Annotated in this window: 19 protein-coding genes; 7 read left to right on the top strand and 12 right to left on the bottom strand. The window is 68.2% G+C overall.

From position 1 onward, the window contains the following. Window positions 1-28: 28 nt before the first annotated feature. A complete protein-coding gene (locus AB8P05_RS10240) occupies window positions 29-616 on the bottom strand; it encodes a hypothetical protein (protein ID WP_472757856.1) in 588 nt (195 codons plus the stop codon). A 169-nt stretch (window positions 617-785) separates the two neighbouring features. Here AB8P05_RS10240 and AB8P05_RS10235 point away from each other — a divergent pair, with 169 nt between their 5' ends. Then, complete coding sequence (locus AB8P05_RS10235; protein ID WP_455170701.1) at window positions 786-1,529, top strand: YggS family pyridoxal phosphate-dependent enzyme; 744 nt, start codon at window positions 786-788, stop codon at window positions 1,527-1,529. 12 nt (window positions 1,530-1,541) lie between these two features. Here the strand turns inward: AB8P05_RS10235 and AB8P05_RS10230 are convergent, their stop codons facing one another. The 3 genes from AB8P05_RS10230 to ribA form a co-directional block, all read right to left on the bottom strand. Next, on the bottom strand, window positions 1,542-2,075 hold the full coding sequence (locus AB8P05_RS10230; RefSeq protein ID WP_472757855.1) for a L,D-transpeptidase family protein: 534 nt from the start codon (window positions 2,073-2,075) through the stop codon (window positions 1,542-1,544). Then, window positions 2,072-2,629: a hypothetical protein gene (locus AB8P05_RS10225; protein WP_472757854.1), complete on the bottom strand. Its 558-nt coding sequence runs from the start codon at window positions 2,627-2,629 to the stop codon at window positions 2,072-2,074. Before AB8P05_RS10225 ends, AB8P05_RS10230 begins: the two co-directional genes overlap by 4 nt. Window positions 2,630-3,283: 654 nt before the next feature. Further along, window positions 3,284-4,540 (bottom strand): GTP cyclohydrolase II, encoded by a 1,257-nt coding sequence (gene ribA, locus AB8P05_RS10220; RefSeq protein ID WP_472757853.1) that lies wholly within the window; start codon window positions 4,538-4,540, stop codon window positions 3,284-3,286. 188 nt (window positions 4,541-4,728) lie between these two features. Here ribA and AB8P05_RS10215 point away from each other — a divergent pair, with 188 nt between their 5' ends. Further along, on the top strand, window positions 4,729-5,259 hold the full coding sequence (locus AB8P05_RS10215; protein WP_472757852.1) for a glycosyl transferase: 531 nt from the start codon (window positions 4,729-4,731) through the stop codon (window positions 5,257-5,259). Between the two features lie 154 nt (window positions 5,260-5,413). Continuing rightward, window positions 5,414-6,121 (top strand): response regulator transcription factor, encoded by a 708-nt coding sequence (locus AB8P05_RS10210; protein ID WP_472757851.1) that lies wholly within the window; start codon window positions 5,414-5,416, stop codon window positions 6,119-6,121. Between the two features lie 27 nt (window positions 6,122-6,148). Here the strand turns inward: AB8P05_RS10210 and AB8P05_RS10205 are convergent, their stop codons facing one another. Beyond that, window positions 6,149-6,913: a hypothetical protein gene (locus AB8P05_RS10205; protein WP_472757850.1), complete on the bottom strand. Its 765-nt coding sequence runs from the start codon at window positions 6,911-6,913 to the stop codon at window positions 6,149-6,151. A 261-nt stretch (window positions 6,914-7,174) separates the two neighbouring features. Between AB8P05_RS10205 and AB8P05_RS10200 the strand changes: the two genes are divergently transcribed. The 3 genes from AB8P05_RS10200 (at window position 7,175) to AB8P05_RS10190 (ending at window position 9,714) form a co-directional block, all read left to right on the top strand. After that, window positions 7,175-8,062, top strand: a complete 888-nt coding sequence (locus tag AB8P05_RS10200) for an MBL fold metallo-hydrolase (RefSeq protein WP_472757849.1) — start codon at window positions 7,175-7,177, stop codon at window positions 8,060-8,062. A 201-nt stretch (window positions 8,063-8,263) separates the two neighbouring features. Then, a complete protein-coding gene (locus tag AB8P05_RS10195) occupies window positions 8,264-9,091 on the top strand; it encodes a YcbK family protein (RefSeq protein WP_472757848.1) in 828 nt (275 codons plus the stop codon). Between the two features lie 41 nt (window positions 9,092-9,132). After that, on the top strand, window positions 9,133-9,714 hold the full coding sequence (locus tag AB8P05_RS10190) for a histidine phosphatase family protein (protein ID WP_472757847.1): 582 nt from the start codon (window positions 9,133-9,135) through the stop codon (window positions 9,712-9,714). A gap of 61 nt (window positions 9,715-9,775) precedes the next feature. On the opposite strand, the gene xth is transcribed toward AB8P05_RS10190, so the two are convergent. Both xth and AB8P05_RS10180 read right to left on the bottom strand, forming a co-directional pair. Next, on the bottom strand, window positions 9,776-10,570 hold the full coding sequence (gene xth, locus AB8P05_RS10185) for an exodeoxyribonuclease III (protein WP_472757846.1): 795 nt from the start codon (window positions 10,568-10,570) through the stop codon (window positions 9,776-9,778). A gap of 10 nt (window positions 10,571-10,580) precedes the next feature. Then, entirely contained in the window at window positions 10,581-11,264 is a 684-nt protein-coding gene (locus AB8P05_RS10180; protein WP_455170690.1) for a fumarylacetoacetate hydrolase family protein, read from the bottom strand. Window positions 11,265-11,707: 443 nt separating this feature from the next. On the opposite strand from AB8P05_RS10180, the gene AB8P05_RS10175 reads away from it, so the two are divergent. Continuing rightward, a complete protein-coding gene (locus AB8P05_RS10175) occupies window positions 11,708-12,202 on the top strand; it encodes a MarR family winged helix-turn-helix transcriptional regulator (protein WP_455170689.1) in 495 nt (164 codons plus the stop codon). Between the two features lie 170 nt (window positions 12,203-12,372). On the opposite strand, the gene AB8P05_RS10170 is transcribed toward AB8P05_RS10175, so the two are convergent. The 5 genes from AB8P05_RS10170 to AB8P05_RS10150 are packed head-to-tail and all read right to left on the bottom strand — an operon-like array spanning window position 12,373 to window position 14,913. Further along, window positions 12,373-12,825 carry a hypothetical protein gene (locus AB8P05_RS10170; protein ID WP_455170688.1) on the bottom strand — a complete coding sequence of 151 codons (453 nt, stop codon included), beginning with the start codon at window positions 12,823-12,825 and terminating at the stop codon, window positions 12,373-12,375. Further along, window positions 12,822-13,376, bottom strand: a complete 555-nt coding sequence (locus tag AB8P05_RS10165) for a hypothetical protein (RefSeq protein ID WP_455170687.1) — start codon at window positions 13,374-13,376, stop codon at window positions 12,822-12,824. The genes AB8P05_RS10170 and AB8P05_RS10165 overlap by 4 nt, the downstream gene beginning before the upstream one ends. Window positions 13,377-13,389: 13 nt before the next feature. Continuing rightward, the gene (locus AB8P05_RS10160; RefSeq protein WP_472757845.1) at window positions 13,390-13,932 is read right to left on the bottom strand and encodes a hypothetical protein; all 543 of its coding nucleotides are present in this window, start codon (window positions 13,930-13,932) and stop codon (window positions 13,390-13,392) included. After that, window positions 13,883-14,380 (bottom strand): hypothetical protein, encoded by a 498-nt coding sequence (locus AB8P05_RS10155; protein ID WP_472757844.1) that lies wholly within the window; start codon window positions 14,378-14,380, stop codon window positions 13,883-13,885. Before AB8P05_RS10155 ends, AB8P05_RS10160 begins: the two co-directional genes overlap by 50 nt. Then, window positions 14,377-14,913 carry a hypothetical protein gene (locus AB8P05_RS10150; protein WP_455170684.1) on the bottom strand — a complete coding sequence of 179 codons (537 nt, stop codon included), beginning with the start codon at window positions 14,911-14,913 and terminating at the stop codon, window positions 14,377-14,379. The genes AB8P05_RS10155 and AB8P05_RS10150 overlap by 4 nt, the downstream gene beginning before the upstream one ends. Window positions 14,914-15,349 lie beyond the last annotated feature (436 nt).

Here is a 15,349-nt window from a genome sequence, read left to right as displayed (position 1 = left end):
TCCGCCGCCTTTTCGTTTTTCAGGCCGCTCACTTCTTCGGGGCGGACTTGGGCGGCTCCGGCTTGGCGTTCTTGTCCGCGGTCTCGCACATCATGAACAGCACCGACGATTCCAGCGGCGTCCAGACCAGCAGGTAGCGCGACTTCTCGCGGTCGGCGAGGAAGGCGATGGTCTCGGGATCGGTCACCGCCTTGGGATGGATTTCGCCCAGCAGGTAGCCGATGCGGCCATAGTTGGTCATCGTGCCCTGGAAGATGAAGTCCAGCCGCTCCTGGTCGTCCTTGGCGACCTCCCAGCCGAACTGCTCCTGGCGCACGCAACGGCGGCCGTATTCGTCCAGGATCTTGTCCATATAGCTGCGGTAGGTGCCGTCATCGGTCAGCGGATAGGCGGGCTCGCTGAAGCGGACCTTGGTCATCGGCGACCCCGCCATGACCTTGGCCTTCCCCTGCTTGCCGGCGGGCTTCGCCGGCGCTGCGGGCTTCGGCGCGGACTTCGCAGGCTCTTCGGCATGGACGGGGGTGGCGGCGATCAGGCCGGCGGTCAGCGCTGCCGGCAGGAGGGCGGCGGCGGCAAGCAGGCTGGCGGAGAGCAGGGAACGAAACGGACTCCGCATGCGGAGGTCTCCTCGATGTGCAGACGATGACGATGCCGGCGCCGCCATCCGGGTTCCCCCTTCCAAGTGCATTGGAGCGGGCGCGTTGGGGCGCTTGCGTTTCCGCGGACCGTCCGCTAACACGCCGCGGAAGCGCTGTACACCCGCAGCGACCGGATTGGGGGCGGCCATGACGACGACGCAGGGCACTGGCAAGGATACGCAAACCGGCGGCGAAACAGGCGGTTCCGCGGTTGCGGACGGCGTGACGGCACGGCTCGACTCGGTACGCCGCGCCATTGCGGAGACCGCGGCCTCCTGCGGGCGCGGCGAAGGGGCGGTGACGCTGGTGGCGGTGTCGAAGACCCACCCCGCCGAGGCGGTGGAGGAAGCGCTGTCGGCCGGCCAGCGCGTGTTCGGCGAAAACCGCGTGCAGGAGGCCAAGGCCAAGTTCCCGGCGCTGAAGGAGCGGTTCCCCGATCTGGAACTGCACCTGATCGGGCCGCTGCAGACCAACAAGGTCAAGGACGCCGTCGCCCTGTTCGACGTGATCCAGACCCTGGACCGTCCAAAGCTGGCCGAAGCGCTGGCCGACGAGATGGCGAAGACCGGCCGCCGGCCGCGCTGCCTGATCGAGGTCAACACCGGCGAGGAGCCGCAGAAGGCCGGCATCGCCCCGGCCGAGGTCGAAGCCTTCCTGGCCGACTGCCGCGACCGGCTGGGGCTGCCGGTCACCGGGCTGATGTGCATCCCGCCGGTGGACGAGGAGCCGGCCATGCATTTCGCCCTGCTGGCGGAGATGGCGCGCCGGCTGGGGCTGGCCGAGATCAGCATGGGCATGAGCGGCGACTACGAGACGGCGGTGCGGTTCGGCGCCACCCATGTGCGGGTCGGCACGGCGATCTTCGGCGCGCGCCCCTATCCCGCAGCGTAACCTCTGCCCGCATCATCCCGCCGGCGCGGCGACGCTCAACGCGCTGCCCGGCCCGCAGTCCTTCAGCAGGCGCAGCATGTCATCGGGCGCCAGCGCGACGCAGCCGGCGGTCGGCGCCCGGTCCGGCCGGGTCAGGTGCAGGAACACGGCGCTGCCCAGCCCCGGCACGACCGGGTCGTCATTGTGCCCCATCACCACCACGATGTCGTAGACATGGTCGTCCCGCCACATCGCCTCGTGGCTGGCGGGATAGGGGCGGAGGACAGGACGGTTATAGGCCGGATCCTCCGGCGCGTCGCACCAGCCGTCATCCTCGGCAATGGCACCGGTCGGCAGGCCGGTTTCCGGCGGCGGCAGCCGGTCGGCGCGCCACAGGACCCGGCGCAACGGAAAGCGGCCGACCGGGGTGGCGCCGTCGCCCTCCCGCTTGTCGGACCGCACGCCGCCGCGGCCGAGCACGCAGGGCACGTCGCCGCCGGGCCAGCGCAGGCGGCCGGTGGTGGCTTCCGGACCGGCGTCCGGCGTCACGGTGATCTCGATGCTCATCCCGATATCCGCGTGGTGCTGGCGGCGCTCTGGGCCGCCCGGCGTGACTGCTCATACTTCGCCAGATTGCGCATCATCGTTTCCGACAGCATGTCCGGCGACACCGGCGCCGAACCGGCGGCGGCATCGCCCGGCGCGGTGCCGGCGGGCTGTGCATTGGCGGGCTGGACGGGCGCAGCCTGGTTGCCGTTGGCGGGAGCGGCACCGGCGGCGCGCGCGGCGGCCATGACCGATCCGGGGACCGGCGCGGCGTTGCGGGGCACGCTGTGCTTGGCCAGGGCGGAACTGGCGAGCGGGGTGTCGCGCGCCGGCATCTTGCTGGGGTGCGGCACCGCACCACCGCCCGCCAGCTGCGCCACCAGGGCCGGCGACGCCTCGGCTGCAGGAGCGGACGCCGGAGCGGGTCCGGGAGCGGAGAGCCTGACCGGCTGACCGGTCGCCATGGGTGAATTCGCAACGGAAGCGGCCGACGGTGCCGTCGGGCCGGCCGCCGCCAGGGCCGCGGCGAGACCGCCGGCGGGCGGCGCGCCCTCCGCGGCCTTGGGCGGCTCCATGCGCGACGGATCCGCGGGGGAGCCGGACTTGACCGGCCCCCCGAGGCGTCCGCGACGGCCGTGGGGGTGGCGGGATGGTCACCGCCCCCAAAGCCGAGCGAGGCCATGACCGTGTCCCCGACGTCCTTGCCCGTCGACTGCTCGATCACTGCATTGGCGATGGAGGCCATGCCGCCGATGACGCCGCCATACAGGATGTCGCCCATGACCCGCATGGACGGCTGGATGGTGTCGCCGGTGATCTCGCGATAGACGGTGCTGACGATCGGGATGTGCTGCAGCGGGTTGATAATGTCCAGGAAGTCCCAGAAGGACATGTCTCCCTGGATTTCGACGGACCCGCCGTTGTGGCCGCCGTCGATGACCGGCGACGCCTTTTCGCGCGGCGCCGGACGATGGACGGCGCTGCTGTCGATGGTGGTGGCGTCGATGGCCATGGGCGGTCTCCCGGCTCGGTGGTCACGACAGGGTACAGCAAGCCCCGTGCCAACCCCTTCCGACCCATCCGCCGCGGAATCCCGCGATTCGCGAGGATCAGGGCAGGCCGAACCCGGAATCCGATTCCCAGTGCCGGGTCCGATGGCGGTGGGCGGCAAGAACTGCCGGGCCGGCAGGGCGATTCGTGCCCCGCCATTCCAGCCCGGAACCGATGGTTCAGAACATATGGCCGCTGCGTTCCGCCTTAGTGCGCAGATAGCCCTCGTTGTGGCCGTTGGCGGGGAAGATGTGGGCTACCCGCTCCACCACAGCGATGCCGCAGCGGGCGAGCTGGCGCAGCTTCTCCGGGTTGTTGGTCATCAGCCGCACGGCGGAGAAGCCCAGCTGGCGCAGCATCTCCGCCGCCGGCAGATAGACGCGCTCGTCCGCCTCGAAGCCGAGGATCTCGTTGGCGTCCACCGTGTCGAAACCGCGGTCCTGGATGCGGTAGGCGCGCAGCTTGTTGACCAGCCCGATGCCGCGCCCCTCCTGCGCCAGATACAGCAGCACGCCACTGCCCTGCCGGGCGATCTCGGCGATGGCGCCGCGCAGCTGGTCGCCGCAGTCGCAGCGCAGGGACCCCAGCAGGTCGCCGGTGAAGCATTCGGAATGCAGGCGGGCCAGCACCGGCTGATCCGGATCGGGATCGCCGATGACGATCGCCAGATGCTCCGGCCCGCCGTCGGCCGGGCGGAAGGCGTAGATGCGCGTGTTCTCCGACCCCACCAGCGGCACCCGCGCGTCGGCGACACGGCGCAGGGTGCGCACCACATGGACACGGTAATCGGCGACGTCCGACGCCCGCACCAGCAGCAGGTCGTGCTCCGCCGCCCAGTCCGCGGCGCTGACGCCGGCCGCCGGGCCGGAGGACGGCAGGTCGGCGGTGATGGCGGCGGGAAGCAGGCGGGCCAGACGGGCGAGATCGACGGCGGCGGCCTCTCGGCTGCCGGGCCGGGCCTCCGCCGCGGTCAGTCCGGCGGGCAGCGCGCCCTGCGCCTGCGGGTGCTGTTCGGGATCGGCCAGCGCGTGGGCCTGGTCGGCGGTCAGCCCGCCGGGACGGTCGAGCGCCATGGCGCCAAAGTTCTCGCTGGAGGAGCCCGGCGCCTGGTCGCCGGCGATGTCGCCGGCCGGCTGCGCCGCGTCGGCGGCGGCAAGCCCCAGCACCACGGCCCGGCGGCGGGTGACCACCAGCCGCGGCGTGCCGCCGGTCAGCGCCTTCAGCCGCTCCACCGCGTCGAGCGCCACCGATTCCACCGACACCGCCGCACCGACGGTGCCGTCGGCGGTCTCGATCGCCACGACCTCCCCACGGCGCAGCGCGGCCAGTGCCCGGTCGACGGCGCGCACCGCCGCCTCGTCGATCGGCGTCGGAGAGGCCGCGGGCGCGGACAGGGTGGCCATCGTGGTGGTGTGGGTGGGGTGTTCGGCTTGCATCGTCGGCGGCTTTGCGTAGCGGGAGCGCCGGTTTCGGCGCAAGAACGGGACATGGTGCGTTCGGCGGCCGAAGCAAAGCGCAGGTGGCGCGCCCCTGTCCAGCGATTCCCGCGCGCCACACCGTTGCCGAAGGCGCAACGATCCCGTTAGCCTGCCCTTATCCCGCCTCCATCCAGAGTTTCCGCCCCGTGACCATCCAGCCCCTGCCGCCTCAGGAACCGCCCACCGTGCTCCATGCGGTGATGCCAGCCGAGCTTCCCGCCGACGCCTACGGCCGCCGCATGGTCGAGGCGCTGCGAGCCGCGGGGGCCGGCATGACGGTCCACGCCCTGCCCGGTCCCTATCCGCAGGTCGATCCCTCGGCGGTGCTGGCGGCCGACATCGCCTTGGCGCGGCTGCCCGACGGCGCGCCGGTCCTGCTGGACGGCAACGCCCTGTTCAATCTGGCCGCCAGCCTGCCGGCGGACGACCGCCGCCTGCGCTTCGTCGCGCTGGTCGACCGGCTCCACTGGGCCGATCCGGAGCTGACCGCCGAAGAGGCCGCGGTGCGCCGCAACCTGGAACAGGGCGCGCTGTCCCTGATGCGCCGCGTCGTGGTGCCGGACGACGAGACGGCTACCGCGGTGCGGGCGCTGGGCGTCCAGCCGGACCGGGTGATCCGCGCCACCGCGGACGGCGGCGGAGCGGCAGCACTGACGGCGGCGCTCGCCACGCTGTAGGGGCCGTCCGGCGGCGCCCGGCCCCGTCCCTCTGCCCCGCCCTTCTGCCCCGCCCACAAGCCACCACGACAATCCGCCGCCGCCATGCTACTAAGGCGCGGCCCCGGCCTTGCGGTCCGGGGCCGTCCGCTTCCCGCTTCCGTGCCGCACCCCCATGACCCCTGCAAAGCGCATCCTCCTGGTCGATGACGACACCGCCCTGCGCCGGTCGCTGGCGGAACAGCTGCGGCTGCTGGAGGAGTTCGAAACGGAGGAGGCCGGCGACGGCGCGGGCGCCTTGAACGCGGTCCGGGCGGCTGCTGCGGCCACCGGGGGCGGCTTTTCCGCCATCCTGCTCGACGTCGGGCTGCCGGACATGGACGGGCGCGACGTCTGCAAGCTGCTGCGCCGCGAGGGCGTGCGCTGCCCCATCATCATGCTGACCGCATCTGCTACCGACGCCGACACCATCCTGGGGCTGGAATCCGGCGCCAACGACTATGTGACCAAGCCCTTCCGCCTGGGGGTGCTGATCGCCCGGCTGCGTGCCCAGCTGCGCCAGTTCGAGCAGACGGAGGACGCCGTCTTCGCCATCGGCCCCTACAGCTTCCGCCCCGGCGCCAAGCTGCTGCTGGACGAGGCCGCCAACAGGAAGATCCGCCTGACCGAGAAGGAAACGGCGATCCTGAAATACCTGTACCGGGCCGGCGATCTGGTGGTGGGGCGCGAGACCCTGCTGGGAGAGGTCTGGGGCTACAACGCCGCGGTCACCACCCACACGCTGGAAACCCACGTCTACCGCCTGCGCCAGAAGATCGAGGCCGACCCGTCCAACGCCCGCATCCTGGTGACGGAGCCCGGCGGCTACCGGCTGGTGCCTTAAGCGATAGCGCGCCCAGCGGGCCGCGGTTCAGCGCCGTCCGCAGGGGGCCAGCCCCCGCCGGCTTCCCCGTTCGGCGATGGTGACCTCGCCGGCGAAGCCGAGCCAGCGCTGGCGTTCGCGCTCCCCCGACGGATGCCGGCCCAGCCTTGCAGCAGCGCCCAAGCCGATGGCCGACGGCCCGCCCCACAGGCCGCGGCCGCGTGGCACCACCGGCAGCAAACGCAGCTTGCGCCCGACGATGGCCATCCGGCGGCGCCAATGGCTGACGTCGTGCGGCGACACGCCGACGCGGCGCGCAATCTCGCGGTCGGACAGCAGGGCGCTGCCGGGGTCCTGAAGCAGTTCCAGCACGGCGCGGCGCTTGTCGGTGTCGGCGTGGCGGGAGTGCTTTCGCTCCAGCGCCTTGCCCATGTCCCACAGCTTTTCCGCCGTCTCGCGGGCCAGGGTGCGCCAGCGGTCGGCCTCCTCGCGCTGGCGGTCGGCATCGCCCGACGCCTTGTCGAGCTGGCGGCGCAGGGTTGCGAGTTCCAGTTCCAGGTCCTTCACCTGCCGGCGCAAGCCCCGGACAAGTTCGTCCGGCGGCGGCGGCGGGGCCGGCGCCCCGGCGGGTTCGGCGGCGGGAGGCGGTTCGGGGACGGGGGGCACCGGCGTGCGCGCCCGTTCCGCAAGGTCGCGGAAGGACAGGCCGGCGCGGGACAGCATGATCCGGGCAGCGCGCAGCGCGGACAGCGCCTCGCCCTGATGCTCCGACTCGGCCATGGCGAGGACTTTGGCGAGCTTGTCAGGATCCATCCGCGTCGGGTTCCGCCGGAGCCGGTCCCCACCCGCGCGGGGACCCTGGTAGGTCATGCCGCGCAATGCGCGACGAGCCCCAACCTACCACATCTTATGGGTTTGGACAGGTGCCCATCGTGGGTCGGCGACCCGCGTCCCGCCCGTTCGAAAGGCGCGCCACCATCCAACATCCCGCCCGGAAGGGGAAGCCTCGGCGGGACGCCGGGGGTAAGAGATTTGCTAGACTCGGGCAAGCGGGACCGCCACCATGGCGCCGTCATGACCGTTCGCAATACGATCAATTCCGTTCCCCCGCCCGCCCGGGAAGAGGCCGGCGGCCCGTCCCCCTTCACCGTCCGCTTCTGGGGCGTGCGCGGCAGCATCGCCTCGCCCGGGCCGACGACCATCCGCTATGGCGGCAACACCGCCTGCATCGAGGTCCGTTGCGGCGGTGCCCACATCGTCTTCGACTGCGGCACCGGCATCCGCCCGCTCGGCGAGTCGCTGGCCAGGGGCGGCGGGCCGGTGGACATCGACCTGCTGCTGACCCACAGCCATCTCGACCACATCTGCGGCCTGCCCTTCTTCGCCCCCGCCTTCGATCCCGGCAGCCGGCTGCGGCTGTGGGCCGGGCACCTGCCGCCGGACCGGCCGTTCCGCACCGTGCTGTCGGACATGATGACGGCACCGCTGTTCCCGGTGCCGGTGGAGATCTTCCGCGCCGATTGCCAGTACCGCGACTTCCAGGCCGGCCAGACTCTGGAGCCGGCGCCGGGCGTGGTGGTGCGCACCTGCGCGCTGAACCATCCCGACGGCGCCACCGGCTATCGGGTGGAGCATGGCGGCCGCAGCCTGTGCGTCCTGACCGACACCGAACATCCAGCCGAAGGGCGCGATCCCGTGATCCTCGACCTGCTGCGGGGTGCCGACCTGATGGTGTATGACAGCACCTACACCGACGCCGAGTATCCGGCGCGCGTCGGCTGGGGCCATTCGACCTGGCAGGAGTGCCTGCGGCTGGCCGAGGCCGCCGGCGTCGGCCGCGCGGTGATCTTCCATCACGATCCCGCCCGCACGGACGACGAGCTGGACGTCATCGGGGCGGAGGCGGAGGCGATGCGCCCCGGATCGCTGGTGGCCCGCGAGGGGATGGAACTATCCCTGTAGCCCGCCCCTCCGCAGGGGTTGAATCGCGAAAATCCATTCCCTTCAGTGAAAGCGCTTGTGCGTGTCGAATGCGCCACAGGTTGCTTTGTCACACTGGCCTCGTGTGACATTCTTGGTATTAGATCGGACCTGCAACCCCGCCACGATTGGGGCGGGCGGGGATCGTTGGGGCGTGCAAAGCTTGGGGGAAAAGCGATGCGCATGACCGGTCGTGCCTTGGGTGTGCTTGCCGTCCTGACCATCGCAACGCAGCTTGGCGGCTGCGCCACCGCGCCGCCGCTGGAAAGCGCGAAGCTGGACGGCGCCCCGCGCAACGTGGTCCTGCACCACCCCGCCAGCGGCGAGACGGTATCCGTCACCTACTGGCGTCCCGGCGACGGCTATGACCCGGCGGCGATGCGCGAGATTTCCGTCCTGTTCCGCGACCGCCGCAGCGACGAGATGATCCCGATCGACCCAGCCCTGATCGACATGCTGGTCGAACTGCGCCAGCGGGTCGGCGCGCCGCCCGAGTCGCCGATCCGCATCACCTCGGGTTTCCGGTCGAGCGCCACCAACGCCAGCCTTTCCCGCAGCAACCCGAACGTCGCCGAGAACTCCTACCACCTGCGCGGTCAGGCGGCGGACTTCTCCATCCCCGGCATCCCGCCCGCACGGCTGGCGGAGGAGGCGGCGGCGATGCAGCGCGGCGGCTATGCGATGTACGCCCACACCGGCCATGTCCATGTCGACACCGGCCCCTTCCGCACCTGGGTGCCGAAGACCGGCGAGCCGCGCGCGCCGCAGATCCTGGAGGCGCAGGCCCGTGCCCGCGCCAAGGCCCAAGCCCAGGCGCTGGCGCTCGCCCAGAAGGCCAGCAACGCGAAGGCGCGCGTGCAGGTGGCCGACGCCGGTGCGAAGCCGTCCAAGGCTCCGGCAAAGACTCCGGCCACTCCCGCAGCCAAGGCACCGCCGCCCGATCTGGCGCGCGTCCGCGTCGCCCTGGCCCAGGTGAAGGAAATGCCGGTGCAGAAGCCGGCGAAGCGCTAAACTCCGGACGCGTCCTCAATCACCCGCGTCCCGGTATCCTCATGACCACCCTGCTGATCCTCCGCCACGGCCCGACCGCCTGGAACGCCGAAGGGCGCATCCAGGGCAGCATCGACGAGCCGCTGTCCGAAGCCGGCCGCGCACGGGTCGCCCGCTATCGCCTGCCGCCCGAGTCGGCCGGTTTGCGCTGGGTCGCCAGCCCGAAGCGCCGCGCCTGGGAAACCGCGCTGCTGCTCGGCCTCGATCCCACGCCGGAACCGCGGATCGTCGAAATGGACTGGGGCGAGTGGGAGGGGCTGCGCACCGAGGATCTGCGCGCCGACGGCCGCATGCCCGCCCGCCACGACCGGCTGGGCCTGGATTACAAGGCCCCCGGCGGAGAGAGCCCGCGCGAGGTGCAGGCCCGCCTGCGCAGCTGGCTCGCCGACCTTGCCGCCGACGGCCGACCGACCGGCGCCGTCGCCCACAACGGCATCCTAAGGGCTCTCTATTCGCTCGCCACCGGGTGGGACATGCGCGACGACCCGGCGGAGGATCTCCGCAACGGCTGCGCCCATCTGTTCCGGCTGGCGGAGGACGGCACGCCGTCGGTCGTCCGGATGAACATCGGGCTGCTGGAGTAGACGGAAGCGGAAGGGGGCGCGGCTGCGGAGCCCCCTTCCCCCATGCATCAGGCCCCATCCCTCAGACGTTCAGATCGACGATCACCGGCACATGGTCCGACGGCTTCGGCTCCCAGCCGCGGGCATCGCGCAGCACCTTGATGCCCTGCAGCGCGCCTTCCAGCGGCCGGGTCACCCAGATGTGGTCCAGGCGCCGGCCGCGGTTGGAGGCGGCCCAGTCCTTCGCCCGGTAACTCCACCAAGTGTAGAGCTTCTCCTCCGGCGGGACGAAGCGGCGCATGGCGTCGACCCAGCCGGCCGAAGCCTGCATCGCTCCCAGCTTTTCCACCTCGATCGGCGTGTGGGAGACGACGGACAGCAGCTCCTTGTGGCTCCAGACATCCTGTTCCAGCGGCGCGATGTTCAGGTCGCCGACCAGCACCATGGGACGGTCGGGCGTCCGCTCCGTGCCCAGCCAGTGGGTCATCTCGTCCAGGAACTGGAGCTTGTGGGCGAACTTGTCGTTCACCGCCGGGTCGGGGATGTCGCCGCCGGCGGGGATGTAGACACAGTGCAACTCGATCCCGCCCGGCAGATGGGCGAGCGCGTGGCGGCAGTCCTGCTTGCCGCACCAGTGCTGGACGTCGTGCGACTCGAAGGGCAGGCGCGACAGGATGGCGACGCCGTTGTAGCTCTTCATCCCATGGATGTGGGCGTGGACATAGCCGCGCTCCGCCAGGGGAGCGAGCGGGAAGTCGGCGTCCACCACCTTGGTTTCCTGCAGGCAGATCACGTCCGGCCGCTCCTCCTCCATCAGGCGGAGGAGGAGGTCCAGACGCATGCGGACCGAATTGATGTTCCAGGTCGCGATGCGCATGTCCGGCGGCTCAGGCGATGGTCAGGGTCAGGGTGCCGACGCCTTCGACCTCGCCGGTCAGCACGTCGCCGGCCACCACCGGGCCGACGCCCTCGGGCGTGCCGGTGTAGATCAGGTCGCCCGGCTGCAGGTCGACCAGCCCGGACAGGTAGGAGATCGTCTCCGCCACCGACCAGATCAGGTCGGACAGGTCGCCCTTCTGCCGCGGCTCGCCATTCACCTGAAGGGTGACGGCACCCTTGTCCGGATGGCCGATGTCGGCGACGGTGCGGATGGCGGAACACGGCGCCGACCGGTCGAAGCCCTTGCCCATGTCCCAGGGCTTGCCTTCCTTCTTGGCGGCGTTCTGCAGGTCGCGCCGGGTCATGTCGAGCCCGACGGCATAGCCGAACACATGGTCCAGCGCTCGGTCGACCGGGATGTCATGGCCGCCGGTCTTGATCGCCACCACCAGTTCGATCTCATGGTGCAGGTTGGCGGTGCGGGGCGGATAGGGGATGGTGGCGCCGTCGGCGACGATGGCGTCGGCCGGCTTCATGAAGAAGAAGGGCGGCTCGCGGTCGGGATCGGCGCCCATCTCGCGCGCATGGGCGGCATAGTTGCGGCCGACGCAGTAGATGCGGCGCACCGGGAACGGATCGCCGCCCACGACGGGGACGGCCGGCTGGGACCACAGGGGAATGGCGAATGCCATGGCATCGGCTCTCAAGGTTGGGACGCTCCCGAACAGCTAACCCGAAAGCCGGTGACGGACCAAGCGCCCAACCATCCGCCCTGCCCTGCAAAGCCGCATCGATTTCCCGGTTCGGGCAAGGCGACTCGGGAGCCAGCCGAAGCCCGGAAAACGAAGACACCCGGAAAACGAAGACGCCCGGTCTGGGGGGACCGGGCGTCGGAAGCTCCGATTCGCGGAACCCGCGCGCGGCAGGGGAAACCGCTGGGCGGGCGATCGGCGTCAAATCGGCGTCGACCACTTCTTGACTCTTCAAGATGGAATTTGTATGGGCGCCAACCAATACGTTTCACGCATATCTGGTATGCATATCATGTCCTCCGTGCGGTTCTTGCTGACAAACGAAAGCCTTGCCCGCATTTTATCCGTTCATCCGATAATTCATCCAAAACATGGCATCCACGGTGACTGACAACGAGCGTTCCACCCCCGCCGACCGGCGGTCGCGTCTGCGCCCCGGCAAAAACGGCAAGCTCGCCCTTGGCCCCCTTCCCGAACTCGTGGGTTACAACCTGCGCAAGGCTCAGGTCGCGGTGTTCCAGAGCTTTCAGAACGCGGTCGCTCCGCACGACATCACGCCCGGCCAGTTCGGCGTGCTGATCATGATCCGGGAGAACGAGGGGCTGTCGCAGTCCGACCTCGGCACGGCGGTCGGCATCGACCGGTCGACCATGGTCGCGGTGATCGACCGCCTCGAGTCGCGCGGCCTCGTCGTCCGCGCCCCCTCGCCCAACGACCGCCGCTCCTACGCGCTGCGCCTGTCGCCGGAAGGTCAGTCCCTGATGGACGATCTGATCCCGCGCGTCCAGGCCCACGACCAGGGCATGGTCAAGGACCTGTCCCCGGAAGAGCAGGCGCAGTTCATCGACTTCCTGCGCCGCGTGTCGCGGGCGAAGTAAGGGGCATCCCCCTTCCGTTCCAGGCACCGGAAACGACTTGAAGCCCGCCCCGCACCGGCAATTGCCGGATGCGGGGCGGGCTTTTCTATTGTGCGATGGGTTGGCTTGAGGCCGTTGGCGGCGTCGATAAACAGAAAGTCAGGATATCCCCGCCCCGATCTTGCGGAGCGTCAGTCCACTTCGTTGGCCGTCAGGAACATCGCCTTTGACAAGGCGGCAAAGAACTGTTGGTAGGGCTCCGCATCAGACACAGCAACCAAGTTGTACTGCGCACTCGCGCGCACCGCCATTTGGGTTTTGCCACGCGGGCGGACGGTAATCGTCATGCGCATGGCATAGCCTGACAGCTTGGTGCCGCTGACGATGCCCAGCTGTTCATCGGCCTTATCGATGACGAAGCCCAGGTCTTGAAGACTGCTGATTACTGTACGGATCGTCAGGTTACGGTCGGTGGTATCGAATGCGCGCGTCTGGATGGCGCGCAACTCGACCTGACTCTTGTCGGTTGCCATCACCTGCTGTTTCGAATCCGTTTGGCAGCCGCCAAGCGGCAGGATCAATGCCACTCCAAGAACCACGGTCCAACCGCGGACCTGCCAATTCCGGCGATCGGGCATGTTCATATTTGGTGTGCCTCAAGGAAAACCGATTGCGAGAGCTTGTCGAAAAACTGCTGATGTATCTCGGGCTTGTCGATCGTCTCGACGCGTGAGATCTGGTTCTTCGTGTTCCAAATCACACGCTGGAACGTCGCACGGACAATGATGCCGTTCCGATCAGCCGCAGGTCGCGTCACGATAGAGATTCTGATCTTCTGGTTGGCGTCCCACACAGGATCCGCCCGACCTCCCATGGCCGAAACCAGCAGAGCGAAAAAGACCTGCCCGGCAACCTGCCCAGCCTCGACGGCGTCCCGATCCTTGGAAGCGACGATCAGGCCGGCTTTGAGGTTGGTCTCTTCAGTGGTAAAGCCCAGATCCTGCAGCACACCGGCGGACGCAGCGAGGATGCTTCGTTCATCGGTCGTATCGAAACGCCGGGTTTGCATCTGACGCTGCCCCAGGTTTTCCGCTGCCAAGGTGAGCGCGGCGGCGTGTTGCTGCGTTCCTGAGGTCTGTTGGCAGCCGGCCAATGCGGCTAAGATCAAAGCAGATACGACAACCCGGCGTTTCATGCTGCCGCTCCGATCAGAAGCTGCTGGAGCGGTACGAGAAATCCCGGACCCGGCTGCTCTCGTCAAACTTGATGATCACCGTCAACGTACGCTGGGACGTGCTGCGTGCGCCCGCGGAGCCGCTTACGCCCGCGCTGCCCAAGCCACCGCCAAAGCCGGCGCCGATGGGGCCGCCACCGAGAATCAGCGCGCTCACGCCACCGCTGCTGGAGGAATACGCCGTGTCCGTCGAGATCTTGTCGTAGACCCAGTTCTCACGCCGACGGTCATCCGTCGTCACCATGTTGGGAGAACCAAGAACTTCGACGACCTCCGCACTGGTCATGCCGACGCGGATCTCGCGCTGCACCTTGCCGACGGTCATGCGGTCCGCATCCTGCATCTGACGGACGGCAGCCGCATGCTCACCGGCCGTCTGACAACCGGCCAGCAATACCGAGGCAAGCCCCATCAGAACCAACGTGCTGCTTTTGGAAAACATGGAGAGACCTCGATGTGAATAGGATTTACGGCTTGGTGGTGACTTTTGACGCAGCGTCAGGAACCGGCGGAACATCCTCCTCACTTCCCAACTCGAGGGCTGTCAGGAACATTGCTTTGGCCAGTGGTTCGAAGAACAGCTGCTGGTAAAAAGTCGGATCATCCACCTGACTTTCCATTCCAGGGCTCATAACCAGGGCATTGGAACGAACGATCATGCGGGAGGGGCCACGCGGATAAACTGTCGCGGTCACGCGGAGTTTGGCCAGTTTGCTTGCGGAAACGGTTCCGGCAGCCGGTTCGACCTTGTCGATCCCATAGCCGAGATCCTGGAAAGTGGCGATCACGGTTCGCAGGGTCTTGTTCTGATCTGAAGTTTCGAACGCACGTGCCTGCATAGCCCTCAGTTCGACGGGACTCTTCTTGCTGAGCACGACTTGCGATTGATTGGCAGTTTGGCAACCTGTGACGGCGAGCGCCATGGCGCCGAGAGCCGCAAAACGGATGCTCTTGCGCGGTGTCATATCTTGTGTGCCTCGAGGAATGCGCTGGCCGAGAGCTTTTCATAGAACTCCTGGTAGAGTTGCGGTTCCATGAGCAACTCCGCCTTCCAGGCATTTCCGTGATTGTTGATCAGGATTCGGTCGAAGGTCGTGCGCACTTCGGTCTGGCGACCGCCCGATACCGGATTGGCGATGAGCGTCACCCGAATGGTCTGCTCCTGGTCCCAAGTGGGGTTGTTTGCCACGCCAAGGAGAGCCATTGCGATCGTCAGGCCAATCTGTGCCGCGACCTGCCCACTCTCTTCCGCATTCCGCTGCTTGGAGGCCACCACCACCCCCACGTCGCTCGACGATTCGGAGATGGTGAAGCCAAGATCCTGGAGAGTCTGGGTTCCGGCCTCGAGCAGGAGCTTTTCATTCTCACTGTCGAAACGGCGCGTCTGGAGCGAACGCATCTCAAGCGTCTTCTCCGGTGGCTTGCCAACCACCTTCGCCACGTCATTCATGGTCTGACAGGCGGACAACATGCCAGCAGCAAAAATGGCTGCAGCCAATCCAATTCGTATACGCACGCGAACCTCGGAAAATCACTTAAACCGTGAATTTATGAAACCAAAAGTGGGGTATCGTTTCAAGGGGAAACGAAAACGGATTACCTTATTCGGATATAAGCCGGATTGCCATTCTGGCTTCGGGAAAAATACCACGCCCGCTCAGGAGCGGTTCCACAGGATTCACGGCCCCCGGCCGGAGCATCCTCTCTTCCGGAAAACCCACAGTCACAGGCTTGTTAAACGCGTGGATGCGCGAAGGGAAAAGTCAAAGCCTGCCAACTCGGATCGAGAATTCAGGCGACCTGCGCAACTCTCAAAGCAGCATGCATCATGCGCCCAGTTGCGGACGGTAAAACACCACCGACTTCGCTGGTACAGGTCTATTTGCTATTTCAAAGCTGAATAATCTGCCAGCAAAGCCATTTGAATTTGCCTT

The organism is Azospirillum sp. VT-I1 (genome assembly GCF_055698305.1).
This window is presented reverse-complemented; position numbering and strand designations above follow the sequence as displayed.

What these genes read in the sequence shown, in the direction of transcription:
- AB8P05_RS10240 (WP_472757856.1), bottom strand. Translation starts at nt 616, where the DNA reads ATGCGGAGTCCGTTTCGTTCCCTGCTCTCCGCCAGCCTGCTTGCCGCC.
- AB8P05_RS10235 (WP_455170701.1), top strand. Translation starts at nt 786, where the DNA reads ATGACGACGACGCAGGGCACTGGCAAGGATACGCAAACCGGCGGCGAA.
- AB8P05_RS10230 (WP_472757855.1), bottom strand. Translation starts at nt 2,075, where the DNA reads ATGAGCATCGAGATCACCGTGACGCCGGACGCCGGTCCGGAAGCCACC.
- AB8P05_RS10225 (WP_472757854.1), bottom strand. Translation starts at nt 2,629, where the DNA reads ATGGAGCCGCCCAAGGCCGCGGAGGGCGCGCCGCCCGCCGGCGGTCTC.
- ribA (WP_472757853.1), bottom strand. Translation starts at nt 4,540, where the DNA reads ATGCAAGCCGAACACCCCACCCACACCACCACGATGGCCACCCTGTCC.
- AB8P05_RS10210 (WP_472757851.1), top strand. Translation starts at nt 5,414, where the DNA reads ATGACCCCTGCAAAGCGCATCCTCCTGGTCGATGACGACACCGCCCTG.
- AB8P05_RS10205 (WP_472757850.1), bottom strand. Translation starts at nt 6,913, where the DNA reads ATGGATCCTGACAAGCTCGCCAAAGTCCTCGCCATGGCCGAGTCGGAG.
- AB8P05_RS10200 (WP_472757849.1), top strand. Translation starts at nt 7,175, where the DNA reads ATGACCGTTCGCAATACGATCAATTCCGTTCCCCCGCCCGCCCGGGAA.
- AB8P05_RS10195 (WP_472757848.1), top strand. Translation starts at nt 8,264, where the DNA reads ATGACCGGTCGTGCCTTGGGTGTGCTTGCCGTCCTGACCATCGCAACG.
- AB8P05_RS10190 (WP_472757847.1), top strand. Translation starts at nt 9,133, where the DNA reads ATGACCACCCTGCTGATCCTCCGCCACGGCCCGACCGCCTGGAACGCC.
- xth (WP_472757846.1), bottom strand. Translation starts at nt 10,570, where the DNA reads ATGCGCATCGCGACCTGGAACATCAATTCGGTCCGCATGCGTCTGGAC.
- AB8P05_RS10180 (WP_455170690.1), bottom strand. Translation starts at nt 11,264, where the DNA reads ATGGCATTCGCCATTCCCCTGTGGTCCCAGCCGGCCGTCCCCGTCGTG.
- AB8P05_RS10170 (WP_455170688.1), bottom strand. Translation starts at nt 12,825, where the DNA reads ATGAACATGCCCGATCGCCGGAATTGGCAGGTCCGCGGTTGGACCGTG.
- AB8P05_RS10165 (WP_455170687.1), bottom strand. Translation starts at nt 13,376, where the DNA reads ATGAAACGCCGGGTTGTCGTATCTGCTTTGATCTTAGCCGCATTGGCC.
- AB8P05_RS10160 (WP_472757845.1), bottom strand. Translation starts at nt 13,932, where the DNA reads ATGTTCCGCCGGTTCCTGACGCTGCGTCAAAAGTCACCACCAAGCCGT.
- AB8P05_RS10155 (WP_472757844.1), bottom strand. Translation starts at nt 14,380, where the DNA reads ATGACACCGCGCAAGAGCATCCGTTTTGCGGCTCTCGGCGCCATGGCG.